This is a genomic window from Veillonella rodentium (assembly GCF_900187285.1).
GTDB classification, from domain to species: domain Bacteria; phylum Bacillota; class Negativicutes; order Veillonellales; family Veillonellaceae; genus Veillonella; species Veillonella rodentium.
Window position 1 is genome coordinate 90,948 of the sequence record NZ_LT906470.1, and the last position, 14,053, is coordinate 105,000.

A 14,053-nucleotide genomic window follows, 5' to 3' on the forward strand; every position below is an offset into this window, starting at 1 on the left:
AATAAAGAGATAAATTTATAAAAATGAATGAGCGCATCATGAAAAAATATATTTACATTTATAAACTAATCTGATATTTTATATGTATGATGATTAAATTTTTGATAAAAAATTTATTTATTAGTGTTTTGGTGTAAGTTTTAAGAATTCCTTATAAAACTGTGTGAAAGGTAGGTACTGCTAAATGAATCGTATTTATAGGGTAATTTGGAGTCAGGTACGGGGAGCGTATGTTGTCGTATCTGAAATCGCGAAGAATCATTCCCGTGGTTCCAAAAGTTTTGTCGGCAATTCCACTAAAGTTGCGGCCAGAGTCGGGTTAGCCGCAATGATCCTTACCGGCGGCAGCGGACTGGTGTCGTCCGTATATGCCGGTACTCAGGGGATTTCCCTGAGCCCGAGCTCGAACGGTTACGACGGCGGTTTGACATGGTTAAAACCGTCTCCGGGCGCTCCTGAAATCAGAATGTTCGATTACGGTACGCCGGGTAATGAAGGTCTAGGTTATTTATATACCAATAACAAGGTATTCGGTATTCAAATCGGTAATAGCGCCAGTGTGAGAGCTAAAGACGGTTCCGTATCCGGTATCGCTATCGGTGATTATTCCACCTCTCAAGGATTGGGGGCCGCGTTCGGTCAATATGCGCAGTCCAATGCGATCGGAGCCGTTGCGGTAGGCTCGGCGACTAAAGCGGATGCGTTCAACTCGCTGGCTATGATGCGCCAAGCTTATGCAGGTGCAAAATATGCGGCGGCTATCGGTACGGCCGCATCCGCTCAGGGGGAAGCCAGCCTGGCGATGGGGCATTCCGCATTGGCGAAAGGGACTCAGTCCATTGCTATCGGTTCCGCAAACCCTACACCTTTATATGATGATAGAAACACTCCGTATACTAAATATGATGGGAACACCAATACGCAGGCTAACGGACAACGTGCCATCGCTGTGGGGCAAGGTGCCAAATCGAACACGAATGACAGCGTCGCTATGGGGACGGGTGCCAGCGTGGTGTCCGGTACGAATTCTAAAGGTAAAGAATTTGCCAGAGGCGTAGCTATCGGTAAAGATGCCACTTCTCAAGGATTACAGGGCGTAGCTATCGGTAACGGTGCGGCACACTATCGTGATAATGCGGTAGCTATCGGCAATAATGCCAAAACTTATGCTGTTGACGGAATTTCAATCGGGAACAATGCCGAAGCGGGCGTGGAAAACGATCCTTCTTATAAAGTGAATAACTCTATTGCCGTAGGTAACTCCGCTCATGCTACGGGCGGATCGGCGGTAGCCTTCGGTAACGATACGAACGCATCCGGCGGTTCCTCCGTGGCTACAGGTAATGCCGCATGGGCATTGGGTGACCGTTCCACAGCTGTCGGCAATAATGCACATGCGGAAGGTTACGGCTCTATTTCCATGGGTCGTGAAGCCAGCTCCTTGAGTACTCAAACGGGTGACAAGAAAAGTGTTATGGCTATCGGTGATGACGCACAGGCTACCGGTACTCGTTCCATCGCATTGGGTGTAAGTGCTCAAGCCGGTACATTGACGAGAGAACGTGACGGTCGGTATAAGGACAATCCGGAACTTATTTCCAAACTTAATGTTGTAAAAGAAGTAAGTGATGCGGTAGCAATCGGTAGTGAAGCGAGCGTACAAGCAAACAAAGGCTTAGCTCTTGGCAGCAATGCGAAGGTAAATCATGTTCGTGGCGTTGCACTGGGTGCTAACTCTGAAACAGCGGATCCTGTAAGTACCGCCGGTGAAACTATTAACGGCTTGACATATAACTACGCCGGCAGTTCCGCCGATTCCACGGTCAGCGTAGGTAATACTTCTACAAAACGTACAATTACTAACGTAGCGGCTGGTCGTGTGAATGCACAATCTACAGATGCTATTAATGGTAGCCAATTATATGGCGTTGCTAATGCAGTAGGTAATGTAGCTAAAAGCACTAAGAATATCTTAGGCGGTAATGCTAAAGTTGACCAAAACGGTTCTATCACCATGACTAATATTGGTGATACAGGTAAAAACACTGTTCATGAAGCAATTCAATCCGTAAATCAAGGTTGGGAACTTCAAGTTAATGGCAAAAAAGTTAAAGACGTAAAAGCTCCTAATCGTACAGTGAACTTTAACGCTGGTAATAATATTAAATTAGAAGGCGCCGGAGACAATGTTACGGTTGCAACAGTTGATGATGCAAACTTCAACTCCGTTACAACGGGCAATGTTTCTATGAGCAAATCCGGCATCAATGCCGGTGGCTATCAGATTACCAACGTGAAATCCGGCGGCGATGTGGTAACGAATGCGGCCAATATCGGCGATATCAGTCGTATTGCGGCCAAGTACGATAAATATCTGGAACGCGGTATCGCCAGCTATGAAGCGAACGGTGACGGCAAGGTAAACATGACCGGTACAAACGGTTTGGCTGCTGAAGTAACAGGTTTGAAAAATACGTATGTTACATCCGGTACCGTATCCAATGACGGTAAGAGATTGACATTGACACGTAATGATAATCAAACATTCGATGTTGATATCTCTAAAATCTCTAATGGTCTTTCCAAAACTGACTACCGTTTAATTGCAAACCCTGCACATGGTAGCAACGGCGAATATAAAGTAGCTGCTGACGGCAGCATGACATTGACTGTTGCGGATGCGGACGGTTCCAATCCTACACAGGTCAAGTTGACGAATATCGCGTCCAAAACGCAACAGGATACTAACACTACAAACATTAATAAGAATAAGCAGGACATTACAAACATCAACAATACGATCGGAAAAGGGTTGAATTTCGCCGCCGATTCCGGTGCACCTATTAATAAAAAACTGGGCGAAACCTTAACTGTTAAAGGCGGCGCTACAGGTGCATTGACGGACAGCAATATCGGCGTTGTGGCCAAAGACGGCAACCTTAATGTCAAACTGGCGAAAGATCTGACCGGCTTGAACAGTGTAACTGCAGGTTCCGTTCGTATGGGTGTACATAGTGACAATAAGAACTATGTAACCGGGTTGGACAACAAAGAATGGAATGTTCAAAACCCTACGATTACATCTGGTCGTGCCGCAACTGAAGATCAGTTGAAAAAAGTGTCTGATGAAATCAAGACTACTAATGCAGCTAAAACAGATTATCGCTTGATCAACAATACAAATTCTGCGGACGGTTCTTACTCTGTAGAAAACAATAAAGTTGATTTAAAAGTTAAAGATGAAGCTCATCCTAACAACCCTGCTAATACGGTAACAATCAACAATATCGCATCCAAAACTGAATTGGATAAATTGACAGAACGCGCTGTTAAATATGATCTTAATGGTGCAACTGTTAATAAAAACAAGGTTACTTTGGAAGGCCAAGGCGGTACAACAATTACTAACTTGAAAGCCGGTGAAGTATCCTCTACTTCTACAGATGCTGTAAATGGCAGCCAATTGCATGATGTAAAAATCGAAGCAGGCAAACATTCAAAAGTAACTGTTTCCGATGATAACCTTAAATTGACAACGACTCCTGCTACAAGTACTGAAGGCGCTAAATATGATCTTCGTTTGAACAACAAAGTGACATTGGGTAGCGGTAACAATCAAGTAGTTCTTGATGGTACTGCAGGCAGAGTGACTGCTGGCGCTGTTGTAATGGGTGCTCAAACTGTTCAAAATACGAAACATGCAAGCGAAACTGGTAATTATGTAACTAACTTGAGCAATAAAAACTGGGATTCCACATCTATCGTATCCGGTCGTGCTGCGACTGAAGATCAGTTGAAAAAAGTTAGCGAACAAATTACTCAACAAGGTAGCAGTGCAACTGATTACCGTCTTGTAAGAAATTCCAGCGCTGACGGTTCCTACAAGGTAAACGACAATGGTGAAGTATCCTTGACTGTAGAGGATAAAAACCATGCAGGCGTTAAAGAGCAAGTTACAATCAATAACATTGCATCCAAGACTTCTGTAGATAAATTGACAGATCGTGCTGTTAAATACGACATCAATAACGGTGTTGTTGATAAAACTAAGGTAACATTGGAAGGTGCTGACGGCACTACTATTACAAATGTAAAAGATGGTGCTGTAACAGCTACATCCACAGATGCTATCAACGGCAGCCAATTGTTCAAGACTAAAGAAGAATTGATCAATAAAGGCATGAAATTCGGTGCTGACTCCGGTAACGTAATCAATAAAAAACTTGGTGAACAAGTAAATGTTAAAGGTGGCATTACAGAAGCATCCAAATTGACTGCTGAAGATAATATCGGTGTTGTATCCGATGGCTCTAACGACTTGAAAGTTCGTTTGGCAAAAGACCTTAAAGGTTTGAACAGCGTAACTGTAGGCGATACAAAAGTTACTTCCAACGGCATAACTATCAGCAACGGTGCTACTAACAATGCATCTGTATCCCTTACTAAAACTGGCTTGGATAATGGTGGTAACAAGATTACTAACGTTGCTCGTGGTACAATCGACAGCGATGCAGTAAACTTGGCACAATTGAAAGAAGTATCCAACAGTGCATCTGCAGCAAATACGAAGGTAGCTGAAGGCAAAAACATTAAAGTTGATGAAAGCATCGACAATGTAACTAAAGCTAAAACGTATACTGTAGGCTTGAAAGATGAAGTAACATTAGGCACAGGTAATACAGCTATTAATATTAACGGTACAACAGGTATCGTGAAAGCTGGCACTGGCGATAATGCGGTGACTATCAACGGCACAAACGGCACTATCAACTCCGGAAAAGTGGTTGTTAACGGTGCTAAAGGTACTGTTAATGAATTGACTAACAGAACTTGGAATCCTAAAGCTATTACTAATGGTCAAGCTGCTACAGAAGATCAATTGAAAGTAGTAGATAATAAAATTGATACTACAAAAACTGAAATCGTAGAAAAAGGCTTGGACTTCCAAGGCGATGCAGGTACTGCAATTCATAAAAACCTTGGCCAAACATTGAAAATTTCTGGCGGTCAATCTGATGCATCTAAACTTTCAGAAAATAATATCGGCGTAGTAAATAACAACGGCGTATTGAATGTTAAACTTGCTAAAGATTTGACAGGTTTGAACAGCGTAACAACTGGTGCTACAACTATTAACAACAATGGTTTGACAATCGGTGGCAACACATTTGTTACAAGTAATGGCTTCAATGCTAACGATACTCAAATCACAAACGTGAAAGCTGGTACAGAGGATAACCATGCAGTTAACCTTAAACAGTTGAAAGAAGTATCCAACAACGCAGCGGCAGCTAAAACTGTTGTAAAAGCAGGCAAAAACATCAATGTAACTGATTCTGAAGATCCACTTACTAAAGCTAAGACTTATACAGTTGGCTTACAAGACACAGTAACATTGGGTTCCGGCAATACAGCTGTTAATATCGACGGTACAAAAGGTATTGTGAAAGCCGGCGAAGGCAACAATGCTGTGACTATCAACGGTACAAACAGCACAATTAATGCTGGTAACGTAGCGATTAACGGTGCAACAGGCAATATCAATTCCGGTAAAGTTCTTGTTAACGGTGCTAAAGGTACTGTAAACAACTTAACAAATATCACTTGGGATGCTAATAATATCACAAGCGGCCAAGCTGCAACAGAAGACCAATTGAAAGTTGTTGATAAGAAAATCACTGATAATGGCAGCGATTTGACTAAGAAGGGCTTGAATTTCAAGGGCGATGATGCAACAAGCATTCATAAGGACCTTGGCGAAACGTTGGATATCAACGGTGGCATTTCTGATGCATCTAAATTATCCAACAATAATATCGGTGTAGTATCTGAAAACGGCAAGTTGAATGTTAAGCTTGCTAAAGAGTTGACTGGCTTAACAAGCGTAACAACTGGTGCTACAACAATTAATAACGAAGGTTTAACAATTGGTGGTAAGAAATTCGTTACAGCTAACGGTTTTGATGCTAACAACACACAAATCAAAAACGTAAAAGCTGGTACTGATGGCAATGATGCAGTTAACTTGAATCAATTGAATGAAGTTAAAAATGCGTCTAACACTACAGTAGAAGGTAGCGAAAACATCAACGTTAACTCCACAGTAGATCCTAATACACAAGCTAAAACTTACAAAGTAGCGTTGAAAGACAATGTAACTTTAGGTTCTGGCAATAATGCAATCAACATCAACGGTACTACAGGTATCATAAAAGCTGGTGACGGTGCTAATGCTGTAACTATCAATGGTACAAACGGCACTATTAACTCCGGTAAAGTGACTGTCAACGGTGCTGCTGGTACTGTAAACAACTTGACAAACATCACTTGGGATCCTGCACATATCACAAGCGGTCAAGCTGCAACAGAAGACCAATTGAAATCTGTTGATAAGAAAATCACTGACAACAGCACTGACTTGACTAAGAAGGGCTTGAACTTCCAAGCTGATTCTGGCGAATTAATTCATAAAGATCTCGGTCAAACATTAGATATCAACGGTGGCATTACTGAAAAATCTAAATTGTCCGACAACAATATCGGTGTGGTATCTGAAAACGGTAAGTTGAATGTTAAACTTGCAAAAGATTTAACAGGCTTGAACAGTGTAACAACTGGTCAAACAACTATCAATAACGATGGCTTGACAATCAACAACAAACAATTCGTTACAGCTAATGGCTTTAATGCTAACAATACACAAATCAAAAACGTAACGGCTGGCGTGGAAGACAATGATGCTGTAAATGTTAAACAATTGAACGATGTAAAAGCTGCATCTAATACAAAAGTAGAAGGTAGCAAAAACATCAATGTTGATGAAACTGTAGATAATGTAACAAAAGCTAAAACTTACACAGTTGCATTGAAAGACACTGTAACATTAGGTTCCGGTAATAATGCAGTCAACATCGACGGTACAACTGGTATTGTAAAAGCTGGTGACGGCGCTAACGCAGTAACTATTAACGGCGTAAACAGCACAATCAATGCTGGTAAAGTTGCAATTGATGGTGCAATTGGTAATATCACTTCCGGTAAAGTTCTAGTTAATGGTGCAAATGGTACTGTAAATAGCTTGACAAATATCTCTTGGGATCCTGCAAACATCACAAGCGGTCAAGCTGCAACAGAAGACCAATTGAAATCTGTAGATCAAAAAGTTACAGACAACACTAATAAAGGCTTGAACTTCAAAGGTGATGACGCAACAAGCATTCATAAAAACCTTGGTCAAACATTGGATGTTGTAGGTGGCATTTCTGATAAAGCTAAATTGTCTGACAACAACATCGGTGTTGTATCCGAAAACGGTAAGTTGAATGTTAAACTTGCAAAAGACTTAACAGGCTTGAACAGCGTAACAACTGGTCAAACAACTATCAACAACGATGGCTTGACAATCAACAACAAACAATTCGTTACAGCTAATGGCTTCAATGCTAACAATACGCAAATCAAAAACGTAACAGCTGGCGTAGAAGACAATGATGCTGTAAATGTTAAACAATTGAACGATGTAAAAGCTGCATCTAATACAAAAGTAAAAGGTAGCAAAAACATCGACGTTGATGAAGCTGTAGATCCAACTACAAAAGCTAAAACTTACACAGTTGCATTGAAAGACACTGTAACATTAGGTTCCGGTAATAATGCAGTCAACATCGACGGTACAAAAGGTATTGTAAAAGCTGGTGACGGCGCTAACGCAGTAACTATCAATGGTGTAAACAGCACAATCAACGCTGGTAAAGTAGCAATCGATGGTGTAACAGGCAACATTAATGCAGGTAAAGTTCTGGTTAACGGCGCTAACGGTACTGTAAACAACTTGACGAACATTTCCTGGGATCCTAAGACGATCACAAGCGGTCAGGCGGCAACGGAAGACCAGTTGAAAGTTGTAGATGGCAAAATCGATAAAAACACTGAAGACTTGACTAAGAAAGGGTTGAATTTCGGCGGTGATTCCGGTGAAGCGATTCATAAGAATCTCGGTGAAACGCTTAATATCAAAGGCGGCGTATCCAAAAAAGAAGATTTAACTGACAGTAATATCGGTGTTATATCTGAAAACGGCAGTTTGAATGTTCGTTTGGCTAAGAATCTTAAAGGACTGGATTCCGTAACTGTCGGTGCGGACCCTTCGACACAGGTTGTTCTTCGCAATAACAGCGTGTCTGTAGGCGGTAAGGTATATATTACCAATGCCGGTCTGAATGCCAATCATCAGATTATTACCAATGTAAAAGCCGGTGTAAATGATACCGATGCGGTTAATGTGGCTCAGTTAAATCAGAAGGTTGCGGCGGCTACTACCAAGGTGGAAGCCGGTGACAGCGGAAATACGGTTGTAACACCTGTTGAGAATAAAGACGGATCCAAGACGTATAAAGTGGACATCAAGCAGGACTTGAATCTTCACAGCGTAACGACTACGGACAGTGAAGGTAATAAAACTGTAACTGACGCTAAAGGGCTGGCTGTTACGGATAAAGCAGGCAACACAACTGTAACCGATGGTAAAGGTTTAACTGTTACGGATAAGGAAGGTAACAAAACCACGACTACCGCAACAGGTACAACCGTGGCTGACAGTAACGGCAATACGACGGATATGAAAGCGACCGGCGTGACTGTGGCCGATAAGTCCGGCAATAAGGCGGAAATGACGTCTAAAGGTATGACCGTTACTACCGGTGAAGGTAAAAGTCAATTGATAACGACCGTATCCGGCGGCAGTGTAGTTAATCAGGACCTTCAGGGGAATAGAACCGCTACGCATGCTGCAGGGGTCGATATCAGTTCTAAAACGGCCATTACATCCATAAATGCCGAAGGGATCAGAATTTCAAATGGCAGTGCGGCTGCCGCGAGAAGAGCTGCTCCGATAAATAACGAGGTATCATTAACCAAGAACGGATTAAATAACGGCGGAAATCAAGTGACCAATATGGCCAGCGGTTACGCAGCCGGTGAAAATATCGACAATATCACTGATAAGAGTGACAGTTTGAGTAACGGCGCGACAATCGGTGACTTGAAGAAGGGTATCGACAGCGTTAAGAAGGGCGGTCTGGACTTTGCCGGCAACAGCGGTGACTTCCATCGCGATTTAGGTCAAAAAGTGACCATCAAGGGTGAAGGCACTAAGGCCGACAGTGAATATTCCGGTGAAAACATTAAGACGATAGCGGATAAAGACGGTAACATCACTATTAAGATGGCGAAAGATCTTACAGGTCGTTCCGTTGAAATTGAAGAACGTATTACCGTGGGACCTAAAGGTGATAATGGACAAAATGCGGTAGCCATTAACGGTAAGGACGGCGTCGGACATATCGGTCTGAACGGCAAGGATGGTCGCAGCGCTGACATTTATACCGAAAAAGGTGATGCCGATCTCAGCGGCACTGAAATTACCCGTATTAAATACCAGGATGAAAGCGGTAAGACACATCAGGTGGCGACTAAAGATGACGGTATGAAATACGGTGGCGATTCCGGCTCCGTAATCAGTCAGAAGCTTAACGGTCAAGTTAATATCAAAGGCGGAATTACAGACCAGAGCAAACTTTCAACGGCGGATAATATCGGCGTAGTATCCGACGGCAGCAGTAATTTGAATGTGCGTCTCGCAAAAGATATTACCGGTATCAACTCCATTACGACAACGGATAATTCCGGTCATACAACCGTACAGAACGGTAACGGTATCACGATTAAGAATAATGGTGGTGGCAGCGTATCCTTAACAAGCTCCGGTTTGAACAACGGCGGTAATAAGATTACCAATGTGGCTCCTGGTGAAGTTAGCTCCAGTTCCACTGATGCAGTGAACGGTTCCCAACTTTACCGTGTAGCTAACAGTATGAACAATGTTGTTAGTGAAGTTCGTCAAGTTGGTGCTATGTCCTCCGCGTTATCCGCGTTGAAACCTATGGCTTATGATCCTTACGAACCTACTCAAATCATGGCGGGTTATGGTAACTACCATGGCGATTCCGCATTGGCATTAGGCGTGGCTCATTACAAAAATGAATCCATGATGTTACATGCCGGTTTGGCTTGGGCAGGCGGCGACAGCCATATGATGGCGAATGCCGGTGTAACCTGGAAAGTAGGCAACAAGGATGGCGAAGCACAAACTGCAGATCGTTATCGCAAAGGACCTATCAGTTCCACATATGCAATGCAACGTGAACTTGCTGCAATGAAAGCTGAAAATCAAGGATTAAAAGGTGAAGTAGCTGATTTGAAGGCTGAAAATGAACAAATGAAAGCTAATATTGCTGCAATGATGGCAAGACTAGGTTTATAATACGTTCATTCTGATCATTACGGGCTGAGGATTCCCTTTCGGGGGAGTCCTCCCACCCGATTAATTCGTTGATAGAAAAGAGGAATAGATAATGAAAAAATCCACTTTGCTTGCTTTCACAGCGGCAGTATTATTCGGCAGTGGCGCATTGCAGGTTAATGCGGCACCTGCTACATATGATGATGCATTGCTTTTACCAAATCCGACTAAAATGCCTACACAAGGTTCCGTCGTATTGATCCCTGTGGCCAGCCCTCAGGCTGTACAAGGCATTCATGAATTTGTGAAAGCATGGGAAAATGCGGAAAAACACATTGCTCTAGCTGAAAGCAAAAAGAATAATCATCAAGAGTTGACTAAAGAAGAATCTAAATGGTTACACTCTAAAGATAAGCATAATTATGCTGATTATTTCCGTAAACATTCTTTAGGCTATGTACATGGTCAAGAGACTGCGTTGAACTGGAATGCTGAAAACCGCAATAAAAATGAGTATAGCTATTACACATTCCCTAAATATGATGAGGAAAAAGGTTTCACGAACAGCTATGGCTATAACGTATTGCGCAGCATGGTTGACCGCATGAATGAATTGCTTCAAAAACAAAAGGCCGTTGGCGGTCCTTTGACTGATGAAGAAGCACAAGCATTGGAAGATGCTATGCTCGATATCATGGCTCAGGATCAAGAGCATGTATCGAATGAAGAATTGCGTCATTACATGAACGAAGCGGTTTGGTTTGCTACAAAACAAACTGTAAGAAATATGTCTGCAGAAGAACCTTCTGCCAGAGATATGCATGAAATCAATCTTCGTGAAGCGATTCAAGAAGAAAACAATTAATTTGCACATAATATATAATTAATCTGTTATATGGATAGTTCTTTTCTTATATAGATTATGCTGTTTTTGTAATCTATCGAGTTATTTACAATATAATAGTTTTTAATTATATAATAAGATGCCAATAAGGGATTCTATTGACGTACTGTCATATAGGAAAGAGGCTGTAACGGAATGCAGTAATGCGTTCTGTTGCGGTCTCTTTTGTTTGCGTGAAATTCGGTAAAAATAGTTTATTAAAATAAGTAAAAGATAGGGTGTAAAAGTTCTTAAAAAATAAGGTGAAATTGAGAGAAATTCTGTTGACATGAGTATGTGGAAATGATATTATATTTAAGCAGTCCCTTTGAGGGGGACGCAGATCTTTGAAAACTGAACAATGATAGGTAATCAATCAAAACGATTGAACATATGCCAGAGTGCGGGTTTTGACACAGTCAAAACCAACCATAATTCAAAGTTGCTTGATGGCAACGACAACAAAACAAATGAGCTATTCAAATAGCTTCAAGATATCTTGGAGAGTTTGATCCTGGCTCAGGACGAACGCTGGCGGCGTGCTTAACACATGCAAGTCGAACGAAGAGCGACGGAAGCTTGCTTCTATCAATCTTAGTGGCGAACGGGTGAGTAACGCGTAATCAACCTGCCCTTCAGAGGGGGACAACAGTTGGAAACGACTGCTAATACCGCATACGATCTGACCTCGGCATCGAGGATAGATGAAAGGTGGCCTCTACATGTAAGCTATCACTGAAGGAGGGGATTGCGTCTGATTAGCTAGTTGGAGGGGTAACGGCCCACCAAGGCGATGATCAGTAGCCGGTCTGAGAGGATGAACGGCCACATTGGGACTGAGACACGGCCCAGACTCCTACGGGAGGCAGCAGTGGGGAATCTTCCGCAATGGACGAAAGTCTGACGGAGCAACGCCGCGTGAGTGATGACGGCCTTCGGGTTGTAAAGCTCTGTTAATCGGGACGAAAGGCCTTCTTGCGAATAGTTGGAAGGATTGACGGTACCGGAATAGAAAGCCACGGCTAACTACGTGCCAGCAGCCGCGGTAATACGTAGGTGGCAAGCGTTGTCCGGAATTATTGGGCGTAAAGCGCGCGCAGGCGGATCAGTCAGTCTGTCTTAAAAGTTCGGGGCTTAACCCCGTGAGGGGATGGAAACTGCTGATCTAGAGTATCGGAGAGGAAAGTGGAATTCCTAGTGTAGCGGTGAAATGCGTAGATATTAGGAAGAACACCAGTGGCGAAGGCGACTTTCTGGACGAACACTGACGCTGAGGCGCGAAAGCCAGGGGAGCGAACGGGATTAGATACCCCGGTAGTCCTGGCCGTAAACGATGGGTACTAGGTGTAGGAGGTATCGACCCCTTCTGTGCCGGAGTTAACGCAATAAGTACCCCGCCTGGGGAGTACGACCGCAAGGTTGAAACTCAAAGGAATTGACGGGGGCCCGCACAAGCGGTGGAGTATGTGGTTTAATTCGACGCAACGCGAAGAACCTTACCAGGTCTTGACATTGATGGACAGAACCAGAGATGGTTCCTCTTCTTCGGAAGCCAGAAAACAGGTGGTGCACGGTTGTCGTCAGCTCGTGTCGTGAGATGTTGGGTTAAGTCCCGCAACGAGCGCAACCCTTATCTTATGTTGCCAGCACGTAATGGTGGGAACTCATGAGAGACTGCCGCAGACAATGCGGAGGAAGGCGGGGATGACGTCAAATCATCATGCCCCTTATGACCTGGGCTACACACGTACTACAATGGGAGTCAATAGACGGAAGCGAAGCCGCGAGGTGGAGCGAACCCGAGAAACACTCTCTCAGTTCGGATCGTAGGCTGCAACTCGCCTACGTGAAGTCGGAATCGCTAGTAATCGCAGGTCAGCATACTGCGGTGAATACGTTCCCGGGCCTTGTACACACCGCCCGTCACACCACGAAAGTCGGAAGTACCCAAAGCCGGTGGGGTAACCTTCGGGAGCCAGCCGTCTAAGGTAAAGTCGATGATTGGGGTGAAGTCGTAACAAGGTAGCCGTATCGGAAGGTGCGGCTGGATCACCTCCTTTCTAGGGAGACATACACCGGGCCGAGATCCTGGATGTCACTTAGGTCGACACTTTGGATAGTAAGTAGACGTAGCATAAGCGCTAGCTGTACTTACCACTTATCATTGTTCGGTTTTGAGAGATCTGTAAAGACTCTCAGATGGTTTAATACCATTTACAATTTAATAGATTTCGATGGCTATCCGGGCGCATGAGATGAACGACGTCGCCGCGTAATGGTAATTACGCAGGACAAGTGAAGCGAATGCAACGACGATAGACGCGAAATATATGAATTGTTTGTTCTTTGAAAACTGCATAGAAGAATTAATATATATTTGTAAGGTCATCTCTTAGAATTTCTAAGTAGGTTGACCCGAGCACATAGGAAATAATTCTCTGACTTAATTGGTGACGTACATGTAAAATGTACGGCTACAAATGAACGACAATGTATCTAATGCATGTCAATATTATCTCTCATGTATTTAATCATGAGATTTTCGTTAGCATTTGATGCATATCTAGGAGCCTGAGCGAGATGAAGCTGCCGCGTACTGTTGTACGTAAGGCAAAATCGAGCGTGAGGCGACGACGATAGGCGCACATGCTAACGCAAAATAAGTAAAGATAATAAGGGCGTACGGTGGATGCCTTGGCGATATCAGCCGAAGAAGGACGCGGTAAGCTGCGAAAAGCTACGGAGAGGTGCAAGCAACCTTTGACCCGTAGGTATCCGAATGGGGGAACCCGGCAGTGGTTATGCACTGTCACCCATACCTTTGAGTATGAGGAGGGCACCCGGGGAACTGAAACATCTAATTACCCGGA

General features: G+C 43.4%; 2 protein-coding genes and 2 rRNA genes (1 of these 4 running past the window's edge). All 4 read left to right on the forward strand.

All coding sequences use genetic code 11. The annotated features are described in order from the left end of the window. Positions 1-184: 184 nt before the first annotated feature. Positions 185-10,321, forward strand: a complete 10,137-nt coding sequence (locus CKV62_RS00275; RefSeq protein ID WP_095064705.1) for an ESPR-type extended signal peptide-containing protein — start codon at positions 185-187, stop codon at positions 10,319-10,321. Between the two features lie 91 nt (positions 10,322-10,412). Further along, positions 10,413-11,165: a hypothetical protein gene (locus tag CKV62_RS00280; RefSeq protein WP_054674848.1), complete on the forward strand. Its 753-nt coding sequence runs from the start codon at positions 10,413-10,415 to the stop codon at positions 11,163-11,165. Between the two features lie 514 nt (positions 11,166-11,679). Next, positions 11,680-13,243, forward strand: a 16S ribosomal RNA gene (locus CKV62_RS00285). A gap of 602 nt (positions 13,244-13,845) precedes the next feature. Beyond that, a 23S ribosomal RNA gene (locus CKV62_RS00290) occupies positions 13,846-14,053 on the forward strand; it runs 2,727 nt beyond the window's last position. Together the 16S and 23S rRNA genes form the textbook arrangement of a ribosomal RNA operon.

Bases quoted from the DNA above. Each gene is read 5' to 3' on its own strand.
- CKV62_RS00280 (WP_054674848.1), top strand. From the start codon at position 10,413: ATGAAAAAATCCACTTTGCTTGCTTTCACAGCGGCAGTATTATTCGGC.
- CKV62_RS00275 (WP_095064705.1), top strand. From the start codon at position 185: ATGAATCGTATTTATAGGGTAATTTGGAGTCAGGTACGGGGAGCGTAT.